General features: G+C 57.7%; 9 protein-coding genes. 6 read left to right on the top strand and 3 right to left on the bottom strand.

The window, feature by feature from the left end:
- Positions 1–5: 5 nt before the first annotated feature.
- From TBK1r_RS23480 to TBK1r_RS23470, 3 genes are all read right to left on the bottom strand, one after another.
- Positions 6–1,385 (bottom strand): outer membrane protein assembly factor BamB family protein, encoded by a 1,380-nt coding sequence (locus TBK1r_RS23480; RefSeq protein ID WP_419580316.1) that lies wholly within the window; start codon positions 1,383–1,385, stop codon positions 6–8.
- A gap of 635 nt (positions 1,386–2,020) precedes the next feature.
- Positions 2,021–2,284 carry a hypothetical protein gene (locus TBK1r_RS23475; protein ID WP_145216255.1) on the bottom strand — a complete coding sequence of 88 codons (264 nt, stop codon included), beginning with the start codon at positions 2,282–2,284 and terminating at the stop codon, positions 2,021–2,023.
- 475 nt (positions 2,285–2,759) lie between these two features.
- Positions 2,760–10,769 (bottom strand): beta strand repeat-containing protein, encoded by an 8,010-nt coding sequence (locus TBK1r_RS23470; RefSeq protein WP_419580315.1) that lies wholly within the window; start codon positions 10,767–10,769, stop codon positions 2,760–2,762.
- 435 nt (positions 10,770–11,204) lie between these two features.
- Between TBK1r_RS23470 and TBK1r_RS23465 the strand changes: the two genes are divergently transcribed.
- The 6 genes from TBK1r_RS23465 (at position 11,205) to TBK1r_RS23440 (ending at position 24,990) form a co-directional block, all read left to right on the top strand.
- Positions 11,205–16,115 carry a PVC-type heme-binding CxxCH protein gene (locus tag TBK1r_RS23465; RefSeq protein ID WP_145216252.1) on the top strand — a complete coding sequence of 1,637 codons (4,911 nt, stop codon included), beginning with the start codon at positions 11,205–11,207 and terminating at the stop codon, positions 16,113–16,115.
- 805 nt (positions 16,116–16,920) lie between these two features.
- Complete coding sequence (locus TBK1r_RS23460; protein ID WP_473772449.1) at positions 16,921–18,078, top strand: DUF1552 domain-containing protein; 1,158 nt, start codon at positions 16,921–16,923, stop codon at positions 18,076–18,078.
- An 83-nt stretch (positions 18,079–18,161) separates the two neighbouring features.
- Positions 18,162–19,385 carry a DUF1552 domain-containing protein gene (locus TBK1r_RS23455; protein ID WP_145216247.1) on the top strand — a complete coding sequence of 408 codons (1,224 nt, stop codon included), beginning with the start codon at positions 18,162–18,164 and terminating at the stop codon, positions 19,383–19,385.
- On the top strand, positions 19,382–21,682 hold the full coding sequence (locus tag TBK1r_RS23450) for a DUF1592 domain-containing protein (protein WP_145216246.1): 2,301 nt from the start codon (positions 19,382–19,384) through the stop codon (positions 21,680–21,682). The genes TBK1r_RS23455 and TBK1r_RS23450 overlap by 4 nt, the downstream gene beginning before the upstream one ends.
- An 18-nt stretch (positions 21,683–21,700) precedes the next feature.
- The gene (locus tag TBK1r_RS23445; RefSeq protein WP_145216244.1) at positions 21,701–24,415 is read left to right on the top strand and encodes a DUF1592 domain-containing protein; all 2,715 of its coding nucleotides are present in this window, start codon (positions 21,701–21,703) and stop codon (positions 24,413–24,415) included.
- Positions 24,416–24,714: 299 nt separating this feature from the next.
- Positions 24,715–24,990 (top strand): hypothetical protein, encoded by a 276-nt coding sequence (locus TBK1r_RS23440; protein WP_145216242.1) that lies wholly within the window; start codon positions 24,715–24,717, stop codon positions 24,988–24,990.
- The last annotated feature ends 190 nt before the right edge of the window (positions 24,991–25,180 follow it).

Below are 25,180 nucleotides of genomic sequence, written 5' to 3'. Positions count from 1 at the left end.
GGGCTTCATTGGTTTCCCTCTCCGAATGCGTATAAAGCCGAAAGGGTTCGCACGTAGAGGCAATCGCCGGAAACGGCTGGAGTCGCATAAACGCCCTCGCCCATTTCATTGGTAGCGACGATGTTTGCCGACTCACCAAGCGGCATCACCACGATGCGACCATTTCCATCAGCGATGTAGAGATGGCCCGCAGCGATGATGGGAGAGGCGTAGTGGGTGCCACTGCCGCCGGTACGTTTTCGATAAACCCGTTCGCCAGACTCCAAATCAACGCATGTCACCTGCCCGCCGTTCTTGACCAGATAGACGTACCGTCCATCGCTGATTGGCGAGGGAACTTCCGGGATTCCCTGCGTTTCCAGCGTGATCACTTCATCGTTGGCCAACACACCGCGGCGGTCTGTCGGCAGGGAGAGCAAGCCATGGTTTTGGTACCCGCGCCGAAAGCGTTCGAGATCACGCAACTGCCGCCGCCATTCATCCGCCGCGATTTTTCCATCCTTGTTTTGATCAACGTTTCGAAAACCGATCGTCGCGCCGTTTTGCGGTGCTTCGGCACCTTCCGGTCGATGAAAGATCCACAGTCGCGGGAACTCCGGTTGCTGGATCACACCGTCATCATTTGCATCGTGATCGGCCACAAGCTGGTCAAAATCGGGGAACTCAGGTCGCAGTGCCGGTTCCCCCATCTTGTTCCATGCGGCGACGATCACTCGCCCGCGGGCAATCAAAGGCGTACTCGTGGCCGTTGTTGCGCACTTTGTGATCCATTGCTGCTGACCCGTTTCGAGATCGAAGCCTTGCACGCTACGCGCGCCATGCAAAACCAATAGGTCGTTCTGAACAATGGGAATTGCGGTGCACGCGAGTTCGGGATGAAAAGGTTCCGACTGGGGCGTTTTCCAGAGTTCTTTGCCGGTTCGCTTATCGACGGCGAGTAAGAAATGATCGACATAATTCCCTCGATAAAGGATCACCTTGTCGCCGGCGATGATCGGTGAAATGGCGTTGCCGGCGTAAGATTTTGTGAGAGGAAGCGGTAGTTCCCACTGCCGATTGCCTTCCAGATCGAAGCAGATCAGCCCGTACGATCCGAAGTAAGCGACGACACGCTCGCCGTCGGTCACCGGGGTACTGCTGGCGGGGTTGAAGGAAGGATGCCCCCGTTCGATCTCTTTCGGGGCGACCGCGCGTTCCCATCGAATTGTCCCTCGATGCCGATCGATTGCAACGACGCTGAGTTGCTTCCGATTGGGGTCAAAGGTCGTCAAGAAAATCAAGTCGCCGCTGACGACCGGTGAGCTGTGACCCGACTGAAGTTCCAGACGCCAGAGCAGATTGTTCTTAGGCCCAAATTCAATCGGGGGGCTTGAATGGGGTGCCACCCCTGACCCATTGGGGCCACGAAACTGAGGCCAATCTGCGTTTGCCGCACTCGCGCTGATAGAGGCAATCAACAGGCAGGCAAAAAGCAACGTTGTCATTGACCGGATCCATTTGTTGGAACGTACCCCAGTAAGTCAAGTATATCATCGACCGCGTGTTGGGCGTTGGGGGCAAAACGATTTCCGCCGGTGGTCGAAGGTCAAACTGTCGGTCAGCAATCGACCACGTGGTTGTTCGACAAAGTCGTTTGCTTGGAACCGTTGGCGGGAAATCTCGTCGAGCTATTCCGCTCGCCCCATTGCCCATTGCACCGTGGAGGTGTGGGGTGATCTCTGCGGCGGGGAAATGATTAATAGTTGTGGCGAGTGACGTAGTCCGAATCCTCTAAGGCCTGAGCCACGAAGACTTCACGGCTTTGGTCGACAGCACCGGCGGAGTCACCGGTTCGTTCACGGTCACCCACCGGCGAATGGTGGCGCTCGGAACACGATGCCCATCGCGTGTCGAGTCGGCTAATTTTTTCGCCCATGCATTGAACCGTTCGTCCGAGACGTCTCGTTCGATCTTCGGTGCAAATCAAACTCCTTTCCCGTTATTCTCTTCGTATGAACAAGAATTGATCGGGTTTCGCGAGTTACACCGCGTCACGAATCCGCTTCAAGCCATCGCGAATTTCATAGGCGACCAACTTCATGGAATCCAAGACATCGTCTGCCGACGTTTGGACCGCGTCCTTGAGTGGCTTGTACTGGCGATCGAGTTCATCGAGCTTGTCGCCAAGCCTGCTCAGTTCCTCGCGAGCTTCCATCGACGCCAGGTGTGCTTGCAGCTTGAGTTCGTCTCGTTCGTGCTTGAGCCCACGAATCAAATCCGCCACGATCTTGTTTTGTCCGCTCATCTCATCTCTTCCTACCGGTTTAAGTGATCGAGTCAAAGTGGGCTCGGAATTCGAAAGATAATTGCAAACGACGTGCCATTAAGTACAAAGGACTTGCCATCGATTTTAAGTCGCAGTCTTCGTGGGTTTTCTCCCGGTCCCGAAACGGTTTCCGCAACTCCTGCTAGCTATCAGCGTAGCCCTCTGCGTCGCCGAATTCGCACAACAGGTACTCACGGCGGTGCAGCCTTTAGCTCGTCGAGTGGCTCTTCGAGCGCGCTCGGCCATTTTCTTGTGACGCCGACGCACATCTTCGCCAAAAGGGGCTCAAATCCTGCCGCCCACCTACTGGTATTCCGTCTGACGAGCGAGTCGACATAACTCAGTCCGGTGACGAATGCGGTGGGATCGGTAGGGTCAAGCATCTCGGCGGTGTCGATTCCGCGGATAAAGAACGAATCGATCGTGGTCAGATCAAATTCTCCGCACCGATGAATCAATTCCGCGTGGTCAAGAATCGCAATCCGAATCGACCGTAGTCCTGTCCGTCAATGTCACCGTCGAGATCGTAGTCGAGACTTGAATTGTAGGCGGGGTCACCTGTGTGCCTCAGGAAGGTGAGTCCGAAACGACCGTAATCTTGGCCGTCCACATCTCCGTCTCCATCGGTATCGCCGTAGAGACGGAAGAAGTGGTCGTTGTTCGGCGCGTTTGCTTTTTGACCGCCGAACAGAAAGTCAGCAAGCATCGCGTTATTTCCAGCAGTCACCACCTGATTGGAAAGGATGTCTAGCCGGTAGTTGCCGTCGTCCAACGAGTTGCTGCCCGGATGGGTCGATTCGCCGGAAAAAGTCAGGACGGCCGATGTCTTTCCGACTTCATCGCTTGCCGCAACGCTGATCATTCCGACGGCGACATTCGTATCGATATTGGTCAACGAAAATGCGTTGACTAACGCGGCGTGGTCCACCTTGCTGACGAAGCGAACCGTCACTGACGTGATCAGAGATCGACTGTTTGATCCGTCATTGACGACGATCGACTCGACTTCGGGAATGCGAACGATCTCCAATCGAACTTCGTCCGATGAGTAGAGGACGTCCCACGCCAGGTCCTGTGGCAGAGCGGGTAGGTCGGTGCAGGGAAAGGTGCCGTTGATCGAGTTTGCCGTAATGATGGGAAACGAATCTCCGACCTGTGGGTGATAGTCGTTTTGAAGATCGATGAATCGAACCTCCAGAATCCCATCCAGCGTTGCGGTCTCGGCGTTAACCTGATCGTATTCCTGGCCCGCGATCAAACCGCCGAGTTCAACGGTGTGCGAATTCGCCGCTCCGAACCGGATCTCACCCGCATTAATTTTGGCCGGACTGTTGCCGAAATCCGTGCCGCCGTTAAACGTGGTGACACCGCCGAAATCACCGGCTCCGGTGACAAGGTGATTGAACGTCAATCCCGGACCGTTGCCCTGCACGAATCCCTGGTTTTCGAACTCACCGTTGATCGTGTTGACGACACCTCGACCAACAAATGTGTGGGTATCGGGAAGTTCAATGCCGTTGTCGGAATGAAGGACGCCATTTTCGCTCGAGGAGCCGATCGTGGTTTGCGATCCGAGAACTGCCTTGTGTCCGTCCAACAAGGTGGCTGTGTTGGCGCCGAGATTCAGCCGGCCCTGGAACTGGATCCCATCCAATGACGCGATGTCTCCGAGGGTTGTGTCGCCGGAGAGCGTGATGGTCGATCCGGAGTCCGACGAAACGGGGGCGTTGACGCTTCCGTGTCCGAACAGCAGTTCGGAGGATTCCAAATGGATGCCGCCGGGGGCAGAGATGGTTCCGCCGTTGATGCTCGTCAGAGCGTGTAAGTCGATCCTCCCGAGGGCATCCACCTGAAGCGTTTCTGAGCCGATATTCAACGGTCCTTGCACCGCCAGCCCCGCCAATCCCGATAGGTTCAGCGGACCCAGATTACTGAACATGACCGCTGTCGAAGAACCTCCTTGCGTCGTTGAAAGAATCCCCGTGCCCATTGTTGGGCTTCCAGCAGCCAAGGTTGCCAGAGTCAGTCCGTTCCCCTGCAACGCGAACGAGTCGCTGGTACTGGAGCCGACGAACGTGATGCCCGATGGGATTTCGAAAAAGCCACCGCTGGCATAGTCGATTTGCAATCGTGCCGGTTCGGGCGGCACTGATTCAAAACTCAACGACTTTGTCGACGCGAGATCAATCGAAGTGATGACGGTTGCCGCAAGATTGTCGAACACTTCGATGCGTAGCCCGTTGCGACGAACCGTCCAATCGTCTAGCCCGTTTCCGGCGGGGAATGCCAGATAATGACTGATCTTTTCAATCTTCAGAGTCGCGTTCCCTTGCGCAAAGACTTCAAAGGATTTCCCGGCGTCGAGTTCATCGGCGATCTGTGTCCAGCCGCTGCCAAAGTCGACGAGGTCGTCGCGGTCTCGCAGCACCGTGACGGTGTTGCTGTGTGAACTCAGTCGTAACACCTCGGACTTATCGAGCAGTAACTGATTGGCGCCCGATCCTGTGATGTCGATCGCTTCGATGTCGATCAATCGATTGTCCGGGATGGAAATCAAATCGAGCATCAGACCTGCTCCGTCAAGACGCAACGTATCAAATCCGTTACCACCTATGACGCGTCTGGTGCCGGAGAAATCAGCATCCACGATTGCCAGGATGTCATCCCCTTGGCCGCCGCGCAGAACATCTTCTCCACCGTCGCTGATCAGGGTGTCGTTGCCTCTGCCGCCGATCAACACATCCGGCATGCTCAAGCCTTGCGACGCGATGAGTTGATTGTCCGTCGCATCACCCAATTGCACTTCGACACGGCCGGTCGGGCTGTTTCCGAACATGACGTAGCTTTCACCTGCGCCGGTCTGTCCGTTGGGGTCGGCTCCGGATGCGGCAATAATCCAGTCGTCGAGCCCGTCACCGTTGAAGTCGAAACGTCCGCCCAACTCGATGCCGGCAAAATCGAATGGAAGTATTCCGTTGATCCGAAGTCCGTTTTCTCCATTCAAATCGGTGACATCGACGTCCGGTGAGAAACTGCCGCGACGACCGAAGATCAGATAGGCAGCGCCGGCACTGGTGGAGCCATTGGGGTCGGCGGAATACGCACCGACTAACAGGTCGTCGATACCGTCTCCGTTGACGTCACCCGCCGCCGACACGGCATTGCCTAGCTGGTCCGAGTCCGCGTCACCATTGATCCGAAATCCGTTGGTCCCGTTGAGTTGATTCGGATCGATAGACAATGTGAGCCCATTGGGATCACCAAAGATTACGTAACTCTGCCCCACGAGATCGTCGTTCGGCGGTGAGCCGACATAACGGGCCCCCACGATCATGTCGTCAAATCCATCGGCGTTGACGTCGCCGGCGCCGCTCACCGCGTCACCCAATCGGTCAAAACTCTCCAATCCAGTTATGGAGAATCCCTGCGTGGTAGAAAGCGTGGTCAAATCCATCAGCGGAGCAAACCCGGCGGGTTTGCCGTACACGACGTAACTTTTTCCGACGCGGAGCAACCCATTTGCATCAACGTGGTGTGCGCCCAAGATCACATCGTCGAATCCATCACCGTTGACGTCGACGTTTCCGCCGACACTGATGCCAGCTTCGCCAGATAGATCTTCGCCGGTGATTGTGAAGCCGTTGTTTCCGTTCAGTTCCGAAACATTCAACACGGCAGGGGCGGGGGCGATGTCGCCAAAGACGACATAGGCCGCGCCGGCATTGACGCGGCCAAACGGCCTTGCGTCCGACGCGCCAATGATCAAATCGCTTAGCCCGTCGCCATTGACATCCCCCGCACCGGAAACGCTGGAACCCAGACCATCCAAACGAACGGCTCCTTCAATCCGCATTCCGTTGGTTCCGTCCAACGATGACACGTCAATCACGCGGGGAAACGGGGTGGAGCGACCGAACACAAGGTAGCACTCTCCCGCCGAAGCTTCGCCACCCGGATCTGCACCCCGCGCACCGATCAGCAGGTCGTCTAATCCGTCGCCGTTGAAGTCGCCCACGCCACTGACACTGTAGCCGGATTGATCGAAGCCGCTCATTCCGGGAAGACGAAAGCCATTGACCCCGTTCAAGTCGGAAACCGAGAGGGTCGCGTTGAATCCTCCGGGGCCTCCAAAGACCACATAACTTTCACCAGCCTCGAACTGACTGTTCGGGTCAGCGCCGATTGCGCCGACCACGACATCATCATAGCCATCTCCGTTGATGTCACCGGCACCGCTGACGGTTCCCAGGCTATCAAACGTGTTTCCACCGGTGATCGTGAAACCGACATTGCCGTCCAAGCTGGAAAGTTCTCGTTCGGCGACTGCAATCGTCAGCCTCGCGTTTAGATTGATGATCCCGTTCCCATTGGCATAGCGAACATAGTCGTCGCCATTGAGACGATTCAGCGTTGGTGCGCCCCAATCGCCTCCCACAAGTCGAACGACCGAGCCATCGCCATCAACCGTCAAAGAGTTGTCGTGCGACGACAGATTGCGCAGATCCTGTCCGTCAAGCGTCAGCGTGTGCGCCAACCCTGACCCGAGGTCGATATTTTCAATGTCGACGATGCGGTTGTCACCGATCGTTGTCAGGTCGATTGACATTCCGGGCCTGCCCATCTGTAACGTATCTGAGCCGTTTCCTCCTAAGATCCGTCTGGTGCCGGAGAAATCGTTGTCCACAATCACAAGAATGTCATTGCCCTGGCCGCCCCGCAAAACATCCTGGCCGCCGTCGCTGATCAGGGTGTCATTGCCCCGACCGCCGTTCAAAACATCGGCGACAAACCGCCCTCCAACGGCATTCAAGGTGTCGTCGGCATCGCTGCCGACTTGCGTTTCCAAGCCGCCGGTGAAGTTGCCCCCGAAGACGATATAGCTCGATCCCGCGCCGTTCACCCCGCCCGTGCTGGCACCGGTTGCCCCGATCAGAAAATCGTCAAAGCCGTCGCCGTTGAAGTCCCCGGCTCCGCTGACACTTTCGCCGGACAGGTCTAAGTCTTCGACGCCCTCGAGCCGGAAGCCAGCGGTTCCATCGAGGGTCGATAGCTCCAGCGAGAATGGACGGCTTGAACTGCCGAACACCACATAGGTCTCACCGCGATTGTTCCCACCGTTGTCCGGGCCGTCGCCGCCTTGGGCCCCAATGAGAAGATCATCGAAGCCGTCGCCGTTGACGTCGCCCGCACCGCTGACGCTCGATCCGGAAAAATCATTCAGATCAATGCCGCTGATTCGCACGCCATCGGCACCGACCATGTCGGCGAAGTTGAAGACCGATGGTAGCGACTCGCCTCCGAACAGCAGATAAGATTCGCCTGCGCTACTGACGCCATTGGGATTGGCAAATGGCGCAGCGACCAAGAGATCGTCAAAACCATCCCCGTTAAAGTCACCCACGCCGCTGACGCTGAGGCCCGACTGATCGCCCGAGGCAATTCCGTTGAGTTGAAATCCGTTGCCGCCGTCAAGCGACCCGAGCCCGAGTGAACCGCTGGGGAAATGGGTGCGACCGTAAACAACGTAGGACTCTCCAGACGATAAGTTGCCATTCGGATCGGCGAGGTGTGCGCCGATGATCACATCGTCCAGTCCGTCGCCGTTGATGTCGCCCGCATCGCTGACGACCACGCCGGTTCGGTCGCCGACGGAAATTCCGCTGATCACAAGTCCGTCCGTGGCGGAAATCGAGCTCGCGTCAACAACCGCGGGCATTGCACCGGTTCGCCCATAAAGCACGTAAGCCTCACCAGCGTTTCCCACGCCTCCGGGATTTGCGTTGGGGGCGCCAACGATCACGTCATCGAGCCCATCCCCGTTGAAATCACCGGCAAAGCTGACACTCTGTCCGAGTTCATCCGACGCGGCGATCCCCTCGATTCGAAAGCCGCTCGACCCGTTCAGACTGGAGAGGTCGATCGACGACGCGAAGCCGCCGGTGCTGCCAAAGACGACGTAGGCGACACCTGATTCGCCCCGTCCATTCGCGTCGGCTAAGGGCGCCCCGAGGACGAGGTCATCGAGTCCGTCGCCGTTGAAATCACCGGCACCGCCGACGCTGAATCCCGATTGGTCGCCCGCAGCCATTCCGTCGAGCCGAAAGCCGTTGGTTCCATTCAAGCTGGACAGCGGGATTGACGACGGAAACACGCCGGGACCGCCGAACACCACGTAAGTTGCCCCCGCCAGATTGGAACCGTCGGGCCGGGCTCGGGACGCCCCAATCATCACGTCGTCAAAGCCGTCTCCATTGAGGTCACCCACTTGGTGCACGCTGTTGCCCGATTCCTCGTCCGAGTCGACGCCATCGAGACGGAACCCGTTGAGCCCGTTCAAGCCGGAAAGTGACCAAGCCGAAAAGACAAGGGACAAATTCGATTGAACGCGTAGCGTCGCTGTGCCGTCGGTGTATTCCACAAAGTCTTTACCATCGAGAGTGATCGGCGTGGGGCCGTTCCAGTTCCGCCCCTCGACACGGACGGTCCCGCCCTTGCCCACGACCGTCAACGTGTTGCTGGTGGATGACAGGTTCCGAATCTCCAGCGGCGTCACGACCAACGCTTGTTTGGTCCTGGCTGCTTGAGCTTTCAAGCCGGTGCCGAAGTCGATCTGTTCGATCTGCCGGATTTTGGTATCGGCAATGTCACGAAGGTCGAGTGTTTCACCCGCCGTATCGAGTAAAAGCGTGTCGAAGCCTCGTCCGCCGTCGACCCGTCGGGACCCTGAGAAGTCGACGTCCTGGAGAATCAGAGTGTCATCGTCCGCGCCGCCGCGCAAGACATCATTGCCGCCATCACTGGTCAACTTGTCATCGCCACCGCCGCCGATCAACACGTCGACTGCGGCACCTTGATTCGCGATGAGTCTATCGTCCGATTCGCCACCGACTTGGGTTTCGACGCCGCCGGTGAAGTTTCCGCCATAGACGATGTAGCCCTCGCCTCCGTCGGCCAGACCTGGGTCGGCAAGGATGGCACTCAGGATGACATCGTCGAATCCGTCACCGTCGACGTCGCCCGCACCCGAGACGGCATAGCCACTATTGTCATCGGCCTTGATTCCGTTGATCTGGAATCCGTTGATGCCGTCCAGTGATGACAAACTAAATACCGCTGCGAAACCAGACGCCTTTCCGAACACGACATAGCTCTCCCCGGCCTGGTTGATCCCTCCGGGATCCGCTCGGTGGGCGCCGACGATCAGGTCGTCGAATCCATCGCTATTGACGTCACCCGCACCGCTGACACTCAGCCCCGCTAGGTCGAACGCATCAATTCCGTCGATGCGAAAGCCCGTCGCCCCGTCGAGGCTTGCAAGATCAATGGTCGCGGCAAATCCGCCGTCAGTGCCGAAGACGACATAGCTTTCCCCGGGATCCGTTTGCACTGGATCAAACGCACCAATGATCACGTCGCCGAGTCCATCGCCGTTGATGTCACCGGCTTCGCTGACGTAATGCGTGTCGTTCGCATTCCCGCTAATCAGGAAGCCGTCATTTCCATCGAGTGTGGAAAGGTCGATGCTGGCGGCAAACCCGTCTGCCCCCCCGAAAACAACGTAGCTCTTGCCGTTCTGGGTGCCAATCAATAGATCTGCCAGTCCGTCTCCGTTGACATCCCCGGCACCACTGACACGCACTCCGGAAAAATCCTCGTCCTTGCCGTTGAGGATAAACCCGTTGCTTCCATCGAGGGCCAATGGACTGAAGGGACTACGGATTTCGTCAGTGGTGCCGAAGAGAACGTAAGACTGACCGGCGTTCGAACTTCCGGTCGGCTCGGCTCCATTGGCCCCAATGATCAAGTCATCGAGTCCGTCTCCATTGATGTCGCCCGCAGCGCTCACCCCGACGCCGAGTTGATCGCCGGCTGCAAGACCGACGATTTGAAAACCTGTTCCTCCGGAGAGTCGCGACGGATCGACCGAGCCGGACTCCCACACCGACCTGCCGAAAAGTAGATACGCTTCGCCCACGGAAAGATCGGGCAGTTGGTCGCCCCCGGACACGCCGAGGATCAGATCGTCGATGCCGTCTCCGTTGAAGTCGCCGGCGCCGCTGAGGCTTGAACCGGATTTGTCAAAGCTATCGATCCCCGTCACGACGAACCCTGTTTTGCCATCGAGTTTGGCGAGATCGACCGTGGGGGGCAGGCCATTGCGATCGCCAAAGACGACGTAGCTCGCGCCTGCGTCGCTGACGCCGCCCGGGCTCGCCAAGCTCGCTCCGATCACCACATCGTCGCGACCATCTCCGTTCACGTCACCAACGTCCGAGACGGCGATCCCGGTGCGGGAGTCAGCTTCCGCGGCGATCAACCGGACCCCGTTGGACCCGTCGAGTGAATCGAGCGGCAGCGGATTCGTCGCGGCCAACAAACGCCGGCCTTCGAGTGCTTCCAATAGAATGCGTCGCTGACGTCGTGCCGCCACGCGTCGATGCGACCGATGGAGAATGCTATTCATGGGAAACTCGCGGTTGTCTGACGATTCGGTCGTCTTGAGTTGATGTCGATTCAGCCCCTGCCACGAAATGACACGGAAATCGATCCACAGACGTAAAGATCCAAAACCGACCATCCGCGTTGAAACCAGCGGCTGCCTCTGACCCCTATGTGCCATTTTGCTCTAAGTCGGACGCCATTCGAAGAGTTTCTTGCCAACTTTTCTTCCGGATCTGCCGCTTTAGATCCAGATTTCATGGCTCCAGTGGTGCCATGCCTAAAGGAATCCCGCAGGCAAGCAGTTGGACTTGGTTCTCAGGTGCTTCTTCACGTCGTCAGACTGTCGTCGCTTTCCAGCAGCGAAACTGCGAAGGCATATGGCCTCATGTGTTAGCATGGGGGATTGGGGCAAGCTCCCACCGAAAGCCGCGACAGTAATCAATCCAATCTGCGTCTCATGCCAAGTTACCATTGCCTCCGCGTTTTCGTCGCCCTTGCCATCTGTTGTGCCTACGGGAAAACAGAAAGTGCAGAGACCGTTTCGCTGGCGCCTCACACGTTCACGATTCCGGACGGATATGAACTGAAACGTGTCGCCGCGCCGCCACTGGTCAAGCGGCCCATTCACATGTGCTTTGACGAGTCCGGCGTTCTGTACGTCACCGACAGTTCAGGCAACACCGACAAAGCGCCGGTTCAACTCAAGGACCCGCAACATCGCGTGTTGCGTTTGGTCGACACCGACGGCGACGGAGTCTTTGATGAATCGACGGTGTTCGCCGACAAATTGCCCTTCCCCGAAGGCATTCTTGTTCACGGCGGCAGCGTCTACGTGGGAGCACCGCCCCACATTTGGAAACTTCGCGATACCGACGGCGACCAGGTGGCGGATGAGCGAACCGAATGGTTCGATGGCGGCAGCATCGAAGGATGTGGCAACGACATGCACGGTCCCTACTTGGGACCCGACGGTTTTTTCTACTGGTGCAAGGGAGCTTTTGCTCCGCAGAAGCATGAACTGAGCAATGGTCGAACGATACAGTCCAGCGCAGCCCATCTTTATCGTGCTCGGCCTGACGGAAGCCAACTGGAAATGGTCATCACCGGTGGAATGAACAATCCCGTTGGCTTGGCATTCAGTGAAACGGGTGAACGGTTTCTCAGCGGCACGTTCTTTGACCTTTCCCAACCCGGCAGACGCGATGGAATCCTGCACGCCGTTTATGGGGGAACGTATGGCAAAGAAAACAATCGCGTGCTCACTCCCCATCCCAATACCGGAGACTTGCTGCCGATTCTGACACAGCTCGGACCCGCTGCTCCCTCGGGAATGATGATGGCGCGTCATCCGAACTCGGGTTTGAGTGGCGACTTGCTCTGCACCGAATTCAACACACGCCGCATCTCCAGACATCAGCTCACTCGATCTGGTTCGTCTTACTCGGCAGAAACAACGACGTTCATTGAAAGCGACAATACCGACTTTCATCCAACCGACGTGATCGAAGACGCCGATGGCAGCCTGCTGGTTGCTGATACGGGCAGTTGGTACATGATCTGTTGCCCGACTTCCAAAGTCGCCAAGCCCGACGTTCTCGGTGCGATCTATCGGCTTGAAAAAGAGGGTGATTTCAATGGCGTCGTGGGCGAGGCGACGAGTGCTGAACCGCGGGACTCGTCGCCTCGTCCACTACCGGTTTCGCGGGACTCGTCGCCTGGTCCGCTACCGGTTTCGCGGGACTCGTCGCCTGGTCCACTACCGGTTTTGGGGGACTCGTCGCCTGGTCCGCTACCGGTTTCGCGGGACTCGTCGCCTCGTCCACTACCGGTTTTGGGGGACTCGTCGCCTGGTCCACTACCGGTTTCGCGGGACTCGTCGCCTCGTCCACTACCGGTTACGCGGGACTCGTCGCCTCGTCCACTACCGGTTTCGCGGGACTCGTCGCCTCGTCCACTACCGGTTTCGCGGGACTCGTCGCCTCGTCCACTACCGGTTTCGCGGGACTCGTCGCCTCGTCCGCTACCGGTTTTGTACGATCCGCGTGGTCTGAAGCTCGATTGGAATCAGCCTCAAGTCGGTTGGTTGTCTGACCAGCGGCCCGCGGTCGTCAAACGCGCCATTGACGCTCTGGCCAACGAGAACAAGATCGATGATTTGCGCAAGGCCAGCGCCAAGATTCCAGCCGTCTGGACACTAAATCGAATCCAGAGTCAGTCCGCGCGGCAGGCGGTTCGCGAATTTCTCAGCGATCAGAGTGCGGACGTTCGCACGGCTGCGATTCATAGCGTGGCACTGTGGCGGGATCGAGGTGCTGTGGCGCCACTCATTGAGTTGCTTTCCGATGATGATCGACAACTTCGCCGACTCGCTGCGATGGCCCTCGGCAGAATCGGCAACAGTGCAGCGGTCAAACCTCTGCTAAAAACCTATTCAGAAAGTGCGGATGCGTTCTTGAAGCATGCTGTCATCCACGCGGTTTTTGAAATCGGCGACAGCGATGGTCTTCCAGCCAACCATCCGGTCACAGAACAAGTGCGGCGGATGCAGGAAATCGATCAGCGAAATGTTACCCCTGATGACTTTCCCGAAATCCAACTCGCGAAAGTCGCTGAGCCGAGTCCTGAAAAGATGGCTCGTCAAAAACAACGCCTTGATGAACTTGCAGCCTTTCTGCCGACAGCGGATGCGCAGCGAGGAGCGAAGCTGTTCGGCAATCGCGATAAATCAAAGTGCATCATCTGTCATCTCAAGGGCGACCAGGGAGTCCGATTAGGCCCTGACTTGACCAGGATCGGAGCGATTCGCAGTGAGCGCGACTTGTTGGAAGCCATTGTTTACCCCAACGCATCGATTGCTCGTTATCACGAAATCGTGAACGTCCTGACGGAAGATGGCAGGGCTGTCTCGGGACTGCTTGTCAAAGAAACGATGGACAAAATCTTTCTTGCATCGGCAGCGGGAGTCTTGCAACCGGTACGCATGAAGGAAATCGAACACGCCAGATACTCCGATGTCTCCTTCATGCCCGAGGGACTGGACCGCGAGTTGAAACCACAGGAAATCGCGGACCTTGTGGCCTATCTGAAAGAGTCAACGTCACCAGATGAGTCTGCTTCACCAAGTTCTGAACTCGCAGAGCAACAGATTCCACCGCATCGCGAGATGACGTTGCCTGGCTTGCATGCCTATGCTCAGAAAAGTATTGCCGCGGGTAACGAAATCAAGTTTCGAGTCAGCAGCAGCGTTCCCTATCAATTGAGCGTCGTGCGGCTCGGTCCTGATCCGGAAAACCGCGACAACGACCCCGTTCTGGCGACGTTCTCTGCCAATAGGCCGCCGCAGCAGCCGATCCACCCGGGATCGTACGTGCATGTCGACAACAGCTTGCCCAGTGAGCGACCACTGACCGGGCTGACCCTGGAGTGCTGGATTCGTCCCTTTGCACTCGGCGGCTGGCAAGGCTTGATCAATCAACATGACTATCCGGACAAATGCGGGATCGGGCTGTTCCTCAGCGACGGCCAGATTGCGTTCATGACTGACAGTGGCGGCAAACACAATCCTGCGTCTCTTCACAAAACCGCACCAGGGTTGATCGAGACCCAGCGTTGGCACCACGTCGCGGCAACCTGGGATGGAAAAGTAAAGCGTGTTTTCATCGATGGAAAGGCGGCGGGCGAATGGCCATACACTGGAGTCGTTCGTCCTGGGAAGACGGCCCTCAGGATTGGTGCTTACGGCAGCAAGGGAGCGGCAGAGAATTTCTACAACGGCGACATCGCGATGGTGTCCCTGTATGACCAAGCGATCACTCTGGATCAGATGCAAAAACGCGTTGCCGATCGCGGGCTGACCATCCCAAAAGGAAACGCCGTTCTCGCTTGTTGGCCCTTCACCGAAGAACGCGGCACTCGGGTCGCCGACGCCGGTATCGGTGGACGGCACGGGCGAATCATTAACCGCGGCACGTGGATGATCGGCGGGCCCAGCTTTGACGCCGCAGCCATCGATCGGCACGATACCAGCTACGATCCGACGAAAGATCCGAAACGTGGCCACGGACTGCGGCTCGCATCAGACGAACTCTACAACGCGCGTTGGAAAATCAATCATCGGTTCCGCATCCCCGCTGACGCAAAATCCGGAGTTTACGCAGGCCGCTTTGATTTTGAAATCGATGGAAAACCAAAACGTTACTTCACGACGTTTATCGTGCGCCGACCGGAGTCGCGGCCCAAGGCGCCGTTGGCGGTGCTGATGTCGACCAACACATGGTTGGCATACAACTCGGCGCCTTTCCCCATCAATCACGGGCGGGAGCTGACAATGATGGGCACAGGTGGCCTTCCAACAACGCACCCAGACGCTGCGACCTACAGCGGCTATCGCGATCACCGCAACGGTCAACCGACATACAAAATCGGGATGAAATTGCCGTGGCCGGCGGCCGGTCCGAACAAGACCTACATCAATCAGTCCTACAGCCATCTGATGCGCGGCGAGCGTTTTCTGCATCTCTGGTTGGACCAGCACGGATACGATTACGACGTCATCACCGACCGCGACCTGGATCGCAACCCCGAAGTACTCGATGGCTATCAGGCCGTTGTCATCAATGGACACAGCGAATACTGGTCGGCGCGCGCCTATGAAGGACTCGACGATTATCTCAAAGCCGGCGGCGATGCGATCGTCCTCTCCGGTAACACGATGTTCTGGCGGGTTAGCTTCGACGAAACCGACGAGTTCATGGAGGTACGCAAGTACGGGACAGGAATCGGCGGACGCAAACTCGCGCAAGTCGGCGAACTCTATCACAGTCACGATTTCCGCCGCGGCAGTCTGATGCGTTTCTGTGGTTACCCGGCCTGGAAAGTCGTCGGGCTCACCTGCATCGGTTGGGGCGGCGCGTTCAAGCCCTATCAAGTCGACCAGCCTGACCATTTTCTCTTCAACACGCCTCATCAGGTGGGATTGAAAAAAGGAGATGCATTTGGATTCATCAGCAAGGACATGGGCGCAGTAGGCCACGAGTTCGACGTTCGCCTCTCAACGTTGCAGCGTGCCACTGCGGACTCGGCCATCAAGGGCTTGGTTGAACCCCAAGGGATTGTCACCGTCGCTAGCAGTAACGACCAGCGCCGTGTGATTGACTACAACGCCGAAGGACACAAGCCGCGGATCGGCGACGACCAGACGATCGCCGAGATCATCTACTGGGAACGTCCAACAGGCGGTCGCGTGTTCCACACCGGATCCATCGCAACCGCCTGGGGCGTGTATCACGACGAACACATGAGCAAACTGCTCAAGAACGTGTTGCATCATTTTGGCGTCGAAGCTGGGCGGAAGAGGCCCCGGCAATGAAAAACGCCTGACTCTAACGTTTTCTAGGTACCGGATCTTGCCAGATAGGCGTGGGGCTTCAGGCCCGGAGGATGTCGATTGTATTACTGACGAATTACTTGCCGTACCGCGTTGTGGGAACGACTCGCGAGCGGCAACCGCTCCTGCGGCCCGCACGCCAGCGGCGTGCCACATCAAAGCTTGGGGTCGCGCCCGCGCACCCCAAGTTCCGGTCGCCAACAGGCCGCCAACCCCAACGGGGTTGAACAGAGCAACACGGTTCGCCCGATTCACGCCGCCGTTTGCGCACCCCGGATTGTGCCGCGCCGTTTGTTGAACCCCGCTGGGGTTCCCCTGTCCTCTGCGCCCCACCCGGAGTGCGCTTCGCGACTCCGGGCTTTGTTGTGGCACCGCTCTGCGGTGTGCACCGCAGAGCGGTGCTTGCCCAAGAGTCGCTCAGTAATACAATCGACGTCCCGAGGGCCGGCAGAGTGGATGCCGGTGGCGTGGCGGAATTCTGCCAAACCCTCAGCGAGCACCGTAACTTTCTGCGACAATGGATCGCCGAATCGAATGACAACGAGGCCAAATCGTTTGCGAGAGCGCCTCACGGTGATGACATGCGCGGCTGCCGGTCCGCATGCACATCCTCAGCAATCACCAACCGAGCCTGTTTCTTCGAGAGCTTGTCATGAACACAGAATTGAACCGTCGCAATGTTCTTCGTGGAGCCGGTTCCCTGATTGCGCTGCCGGCACTTGAGTCAATCGCGTTTCGCCAGTTTGCTTCGGCCGCAGAGAAAGCATCCGCGACGCCACCCAAGCGGATGGTCTTTCTCGGTTTAGGGTTTGGCGTCACTCAGGAGACATGGTTTCCGAATCTAGAACAGACTGGAGCCGACTACGACCTACCCGAGGGCCTGAAGCCACTCTTGCGACACCAAGGAGATTTCACCGTCGTGCAAGGTTGCTCAAATCAGTTCAGCAACGAAGCTCACTGGGGCAGCACCTTCTGGTTGACGGGAGCAAATCGGTTCGCGGTGCCTGGCCAGAACATGTCCAACAGCATCTCTGCCGATCAAGTCGCGGCTCGGGAACTGGGGCAGGACACCCGTTTCTCCTCGATTCAGCTGAGCAGCAGCGATGGCAGCGCATCCGGTCATGGCCCCGGACTCTCACTGGCCTGGGATCAGCGTGGCAAACCGGTCGCAGGGTTCGACGATCCGGTCCAGGTGTTTCACAAGCTGTTCTCTGCCGACGACCTGCCCTTGGAACAACGCCAAGCGGCCATTGCCGAAAACCGCAGCGTGCTGGATGCCGTCCTCACCGATGCGAGACGCGTGCAGCGCGGCCTGGCGATGACGGACAAAGACAAGTTGGAAGAGTACTTTCAGGGCATCCGAGATATCGAAACGCGGCTGAGCAAAGATGAGGCCTGGCTCGAAGTCCCCAAAGCTCAGTCTCCCATCGACGAACCAGGCTCGGGCTTAAAAGGGCGCGCAGAGGTTGAGGTGATGTATGACCTGATTGTCGCCGCTCTGCAGACCGACAGCACTCGGGTCATGACTTATCGAATGCCAGGCCAGTCACTTCTACAGAGTATGGGCGTCACCCTGAGCGCTCACAATGTGAGCCATTACTCTCCTGGTGAACGCATGCAGGCGTCCCAGGCCCGCGACAAGGCTCACTGCGAACTGCTGGCTGGATTGATCGACAAGCTCAAGGCGACGAAAGAAGCAGACGGATCAAGCCTCTTCGATCATCTAGCGCTCGCCTTTGGTTCAAACATCAGCTCCATCCATTACCTCACCAATTGCCCAACGGTTCTCACCGGCGGCGGAGCCAACCTGAAATTGGGCCAGCATCTCGCCCTGCCAAAAGACACACCGCTGTGCAACGTTTGGCTGACGATGCTGCAGGGGCTCGGCATCGACGTTGAACGACACGGCGACAGCACCGGCGTCGTGAAGGAGTTGCAGGCTTAAGTTTGTCGCGTTGTCTGCGGATGCGAAGGTCGTTGTGCCGTAAACGATGAAACCACCCTAACACCATAACAAACGGCGGAATCATGAAAAGACGTACCTTGCTGAAGGGAGCTGGGGTTGCCTTACTGCTCCCCTGCATGGAGAGTCTGGGGCAAGTTGCGGACGGGGATTCGCCGCGCCGCCTACTCACGATCGTGAATCACCTGAGTTTTTATCAGCCCGAGTTGATCCCGCAGACCGACGGCGCATTCAAGAAAGCGCCGCCGCTGCTGGACGAGTTGTCCGATCACTTTGATCACCTGAAAATTTTCAGCGGGATGGACAACCCGGCCGTGCAGAATGGTTTCGGGCACACGCCGTGTGTGGGCATTCTCTCCGGTTACTTCAACAAGCTGCACCGCAAGAACCGGCTGTCCATTGACCAAGCGGTAGCCGATCTGATTGGCGGCGACACGCGTTTCAAATCACTGGTGTTTCAGGCAGGAGAAAACCTCAACTTTTCTCAGATCGCCTGGGACAAGCACGGATTGCCGGTGAAGCAGATCGATTCGCCGCGCAAGATTTTCAACCTGCTATTCCAGGTCGACGAAAATGAGAAGACGCAACAGCAAGTGCTCGCCGAAGACCGCAGCATTCTGGATGCAGTCCTCGCCCAGGCCAAGTCCATGGAGAAGCGTCTCAATGCAACCGACCGAGTGAAAATGAACGAGTATCTCACCTCCGTCCGCGAGGTGGAGCAGACCGTGAAACGTCGCGCCTACTGGGCCGACCGTTCCAAGCCGCAGGTGGATTACGAACTCGAGGACTTCGACCGCAAGTCCGTGGATGACTACGTAGGAACCTTGCTGGACCTTGCCGTGCTGGCCCTGCAAACCGATTCCACGCGTGCTGTCACGGTCCAGATTCCGTTCTGGGAAGGCTTCAAGGAGCCAGACCTCAGCGGGAACTACCACGACCTTTCCCACCACGGCCAGAAGCCGGAGAAGATTCAGAAGCTGCTCATGCTGGAGCACGCAATCCTGAAGCGAATCAACAATTCGCTCAGCACGATGAAGCAACGCACCGTTGGCAACAGCTCACTGTTCGATCAGACGACCACCCTGCTTACTGCCTCAATGGGCAGCGCCAACTCTCACAATTTCGACGACCTGCCGGCCCTGGTGTTTGACGCCCGCATGAAGACCGCCGGCCATTGGCAAAAGACGGATGTCCCCATGAGCAACCTGTACCTCGGACTGTTGCAGCAATTTGGGGCCGAACAAGACAGCTTCGGGGAAAGCACGGGAGCCTTCGAGGTGTTGTCATGATGCGACTGGCTTGGACAATGCTGCTGATAGGCTTTCTCCTGGCGGGGACTGTCGGTGCGGAATCCAAACTGGAACAATTCTTTGTCCAACACTGCGTCAAGTGTCACGGCTCTGAAAAACAAAATGGCGAGGTGAGACTGGACAAGCCAGTTGGCACGTTGTTCGCCGATCAGGAGTTGCTGGAGACCATCGCTACTGTGCTTGAAGCCGGCGAAATGCCGCCGGAAGAGGCGCCGCAACCCAACGCCGAAGCAGTCGCTGAGATCATGCAATTGCTACAGAAGCAACTCCTCGCCCATCGCCCAGTCAATCCCCTCAAGCGGCTCACTCGCGCGGAATACACCAACACGATCCGCGATCTCTTCGGTGTGGATTTTGATTTCACCGGCTTGCTTCCTCCCGATCACGTGGAGCATGGCTTCGACAAGTTTGGCGAGGCCCACCTGATGTCGCCGCATCAGGTCATGGCCTACCTCAAGACCGCTCGCTTCATCGCCGAGCGGGTGTTGCCGGATGTCAAACCAAAGACGAGGACGTGGGAATTCGATGTACGACATTTTCACGGCAGCAAGAACTTTGCGACCGGTGGGGGTGGAGATTACCGCGATGGAGACGACTATGTTCTCACGGGATTTCGTCCCTACCGCAGCAATCTGCATTTCTCCATCGATCCGGAGAGCCATGATCAATTTGTCATTCCCGCCTTCGGGGTGTACCGGTTGGACGTGCAGGCGCATTCGGAGAAATCCGACGAAGGTGAGGTCATCGGAATCAATCTCGGCGACGGGCGTCATCCGACCAGCTTCCGGAGTATCCGCCGGATCCCAATGCCGCACGGCTCGCAAGGTTTTACGACCGAGCTCACTCTCCAGGCAGGCGACCAACTCGCCTTCACCTTCGATAGTGCCCGCGTGCCGGGTAGGAGTCTTGAAAAGAAACCACACAAGGGTCCCGCGATGCGGTTCTCTCATTTGAAGGTGACCGGCCCGTTGACGGAGCAGTGGCCGACCGCCGCGATGCAGGCCATCCTCCCCCAACCGAACATGAAGCCGGGAGAGCTTGTCGATCACATCACGCTGTTGCTCACGCAGCGGCCGCTGGCGGTGCAGGATCGCAGAGCATTTGTCGAGATCGCGCGGACCCAAAAGAAGTCCGGCGCTTCGATGACTGCGACTGCCCGCAGCGTGTTGATCGCGCTGCTGACCTCGCCACATTTCATCTACAAGTCCGAGTCGCCTGAGTTGACCGACGTGCAGCGGTCCTACCGACTGTCGTATTTCCTCTGGAACTCCGCTCCAGACGCCGAACTTCTCAGCGCGGCCAGGTCCGGTGCCTTGGGCAAGGATCCATCCGCTCAAGTAGAGCGGATGCTCAATGATGTGAAGGTTGGTCGCTTCATCGACGACTTCACCCGTCAGTGGTTGCAACGCGACAAGGTGGACGACTTCGGGCCGGACGTCCGTGTGTTCAAGAACGTGCGCCGCATGACGGTCGATTCCATGGGTCGCGAAGGCCGTGAGCTCTTTCGGCACATGCTGGAGAAGGGGCTGAGCATGGAACACTTCATCGACTCGGATTACGTCATGGCCAACGACCGTCTTGCTCGATTCTACGGTTTGCAAGCTGTCGAAGGTGACGACTTTGTGCCAGTGAAGCTTCCGGAAGAAAGTGAACGCGGAGGGCTCGTGGCCCAAGCCGGTTTCCTGAAGCTCACCTCCACCGACTTCGCCACATCACCGATCCACAGGGGCTCGTGGATTCTCAAGAATCTTTACAACGAACGCATCGAACCACCCGCCGACGTCTTGATCAACGAGCCGGACATCCGGGGTACCACCACCGTACGAGAAGCCATTCTGAAGCATCAACAGCTTGAGAGTTGCTCACGTTGTCATTCGAAGATCGATCCCCTGGGTTTCGCTCTGGAGTACTACGATCCGGTTGGGCGCAAGCGGGACGAGTATCGCTACGTGGAAGAACTCCCTGCGGTTCAAGAAGGAACGACGTTCACGAAGAAACTCAAGTTCACCAACGTCCCGATTGATGCCGCCATGAAACTTCCGGGCGGACGTGAGGTGCGTGACATGATCACACTCAAGGCCGCGCTGATGGCCGACAAGCAGCACATCGTCAAGGGCATCATCGGAAAACTCATCAGCTACGCCCATGGCCGCGAAGTCACCCGTGCCGACCGTCCGCATGTCGACGCCGTTTTCGAGTCGATTGCCGAGGAAGATTTCTCGCTGCGCGCCGCCATCCACGCCATCGTCTCCCACCCTGCATTCGGCCGAAAATAGAGATCGACGGAGATGCAAATGACCCTTTTTAAATACATACTCGGCATCGCAGTTTTCTGGTCCTGCTCTCTTGTCGAAGCCGCCCCGCCGGAAGCACGCCTTCACGAAAAACACCGGGCATTCTTCAAAACGTATTGCCTCGACTGTCACCACTCCGAGGCACAGGAAGGCAAGGTGGATCTGGAAACGCTGCCGCTGAGCATCACCAACCTGGAGCAGGCAGAACTCTGGCAAAAGGTGCTCAACGCCTTGAACGCCGGTGAAATGCCCCCGGAAGATACCGAGCAGCCGGGCAACACTGAGAAGGCGGACTTCTTGGATGACCTGGCTCGGACCATGGTCACTGCGCGTCAGACGCTGTCGGATTCAGGCGGCAAAATCACGATGCGGCGGCTCAACCGTCGTGAATACCGCAACACCATCAAACAGTTGACCGGCGCTACCGTCAACGCCGACTCACTGCCCAACGATGGCGGCTCCGGAACCTTTGATACCGTGGGGGCATCGCAGTTTATCTCTAGCGATCAGTTCGAGCAGTATCTGAAACTTGGTCGCAGCTCGATTGATCAGGCGTTTGAGCGGCAAGCGGCGCTGGTGCAGGAACCGCGGGTCTTCCGAGTCGATCCGGAAACCACGGTCAATGTCGAGAGCCTGAATAGCATGCGGAAGATGGAAGAAACCAATGACCGCTTCATGCGCTGGAAAGCAGGTGTCGACAGAGCCGCGGCCGCCCCGGAGAACCGGAAGATCGTAGCCAGCATTCTCAAGGAGAACCCAAAACTGGATCTGTCGGCCTGGCCGTCGGCGTCAGCCTTTCTGTTTTACCGGCACGCCCACAAACTCAACGGGGCTCCCGATCCAAAAGCGTTTGGGTTCCGGGATGACAATGACGCGACCTTCTCCTTCCAGGGCGGCTATTCCCGAAAGTACGCCTACATGAAGCACTACGCCGAGCTTCCTCACAGTGATCGGGGCACTTACCTGAAGCTCACGTGGGGAATCCAGCGCATCGATGTATCACCAAAGCCGAAGGATCTTCCGCCCGGGACATACAGGATGCGCGTGCGAGCTGGAGTCGTGGAAGGATCTCCGTCGTACCGTCACTTCATTCAGATCGGCCACCCACAACGCGTGAACCAGGTACCGGCGGGATTCGCGAGTTTACCCATCAGTAGTCACCAAGTGACAGGAACCGTCGAACAACCAGAGGTCATCGAGACGCAACTCGAAGTTGGCCTTCATACCCCCAAGGAATTCGGCATCCAGGAACGGCAGCCAACCGATGGGAAGAGCCTCCGTGACGCCTACAATCGAGACAAGCGAACCAACGGTTACGGAACGCCGCCTGCCATCTGGATCGACTGGATCGAACTCGAAGGTCCGCTTCCGGAATCCGGACCGCCGTCACCGCTACGTACGATTCTCGACACGCATCTTGCCGCTGCCACGCATTCGGAAGCTCAGCGCGCTCGCGCTCTACTCACCGACTTTGCCGACGCTGCCTTTCGCAAGGCAAAGCCGGACGCGACGTTCATCGACAAGCTTGTGGCGATCTTTGAGGTGCGTCGAAAAGCCGGTGAATCGTTCGAGGTCGCCATCCGCACGCCGCTCAGCGTCATTCTCGCCTCGCCGGGATTCCTCTATCTCAGCGAACCCGGCAGCGAAACTCAACCAAGGCAACTCGACGATCGCGAACTGGCCGTGCGTCTGGCCTACTTCCTCTGGAGTGCTCCGCCGGACGAGCAACTGTTGGATCTCGCTCAGCGCGGCGAGTTGCGCGAACCGGAAATTCTCCGCGAACAAGTCGATCGCATGATCGCCGACCCGCGTTCGGATGAACTTGTCTCCGGCTTCGTGCATCAGTGGCTCGACATGGAGCGACTCGACTTTTTCCAATTTGACGTGGCTCTGCATCGCGAGTTCGATGAAAACACTCGAGCCGCTGCCCGGGAAGAGGTTTACAAATCCTTCGCACACCTCATGCGTGATAAGCGAAATGGCCGGCTCGGCAAGCTTCTCAAGAGCGACTACGTCTTCATCAACGGCCTGCTCGCCACCTACTACGGAATCGACGGCGTTGCGGGTGACGAGTTTCATCAAGTGAAGCTGCCCGCCGGTTCTCCACGCGGTGGTTTGATGGGTATGGCCGCCATCCATGCGATGGGCAGCGACGGCGTCGTGAGCAGCCCGGTCGAGCGCGGAGCCTGGGTCTTGCGACACCTGTTGAACGATCCTCCACCGCCAGCACCGCCCAACGTCCCGCAAATCTCGCGTCTCGAAGGTCAGGTCCTCACAACGCGAGAGCGACTCCTGGCCCACCAGGAAGAAGCCCAGTGCGCAAGCTGCCACCGCAAGATCGACCCCATCGGCTTCGGTCTGGAAAACTGGGGCGCCGCCGGAAAGTGGCGCACTGAAGACAGCTACCAGGTGCGAGACGGGAAAGGCAGAGGCGTCGGCAAGCGAAGGACTTGGGCGATCGACGCCTCCGGAGCATTCCACAAGGGACCAGAATTCAACGACTACCACGAACTACGCGACCTCATCGCCCAGCGCGAAGAAGACTTCGCCCGCGGATTCACCGAACACCTGATCGAATACGCGTTGGGTCGTCCGTTCGGCTTCACGGATGAAGACCTCGCGAATGACATTGTTCGCGCCGCGCAGAGCAAAGAGTTCCCCGTCAGCGAATTCATTCACGCCCTCGTCCAGAGCAGGCCGTTTCAATCGAAGTAGGATCCAGCCCAATCCATCACAAGAATTCAATTCCATGAAAGCCATTTACCGCTCACCTGGATACTTTTCTAAAGAGGGCCGACAAGGACCGTTCCGGCGACATCTCAAGAGATGAAACACAACATGATCACAAAAACCACTCTTCAGACTTTCATGAAGACCGCCACGATGGTCTTCATTGCGTTGGCTACGACTTTCTACCTACCTTTCATGAGTTGGCTGGCGGGAAAGGCAATCTCTCCGATGAACTCGATGGTGGAAGCTTTGTCACTCTGTTTTCCAATCCGGAAACCGGTTCGGTGAAGCGGCCGATCGATGGCTTGGTTTTTTCTCGGCCCCGGCAGGGAATGGCGGCGATCCGCGCCGGTGAATGGAAACTGCTGGCAGAGGTGAACGCGAAGCGTGAAATTCAATCGGCCAAACTCTTCAATGTCGTTGAGGATATCGCCGAAAAGCGTGATCTATCCGCTGCACAAGCTGACAAAGCCAGGCGACTGCAATCACGCCTTCAAACCTATCTCGAAACCGTGGGTGATCCATCTCCGACAATGAGGCGGAGAAAGAAGGCTGAATGAGAACGCGGCGCACATCCAGCTCCATGAGGCGTGTCCCCGTGAAGAAGGCAGCGACGCAGCGGCGCGTTAAGCTGGTCATGATGGTGCGTTTTTGATCCTGAACAACTCTTACATCTGACGATGCACCAATCCTCGACGTCTTCGATCGATTGCCTTGGTCGATTCAACGAAACCGTGATCAAAACCGGGA

The sequence above is a fragment of the Stieleria magnilauensis genome, assembly GCA_007753675.1.
GTDB classification, from domain to species: Bacteria; Planctomycetota; Planctomycetia; order Pirellulales; family Pirellulaceae; genus Stieleria; species Stieleria magnilauensis.
The sequence above is the reverse complement of the archived record's forward strand: the minus strand, read 5'-3'. Positions and strand labels throughout refer to the sequence as shown.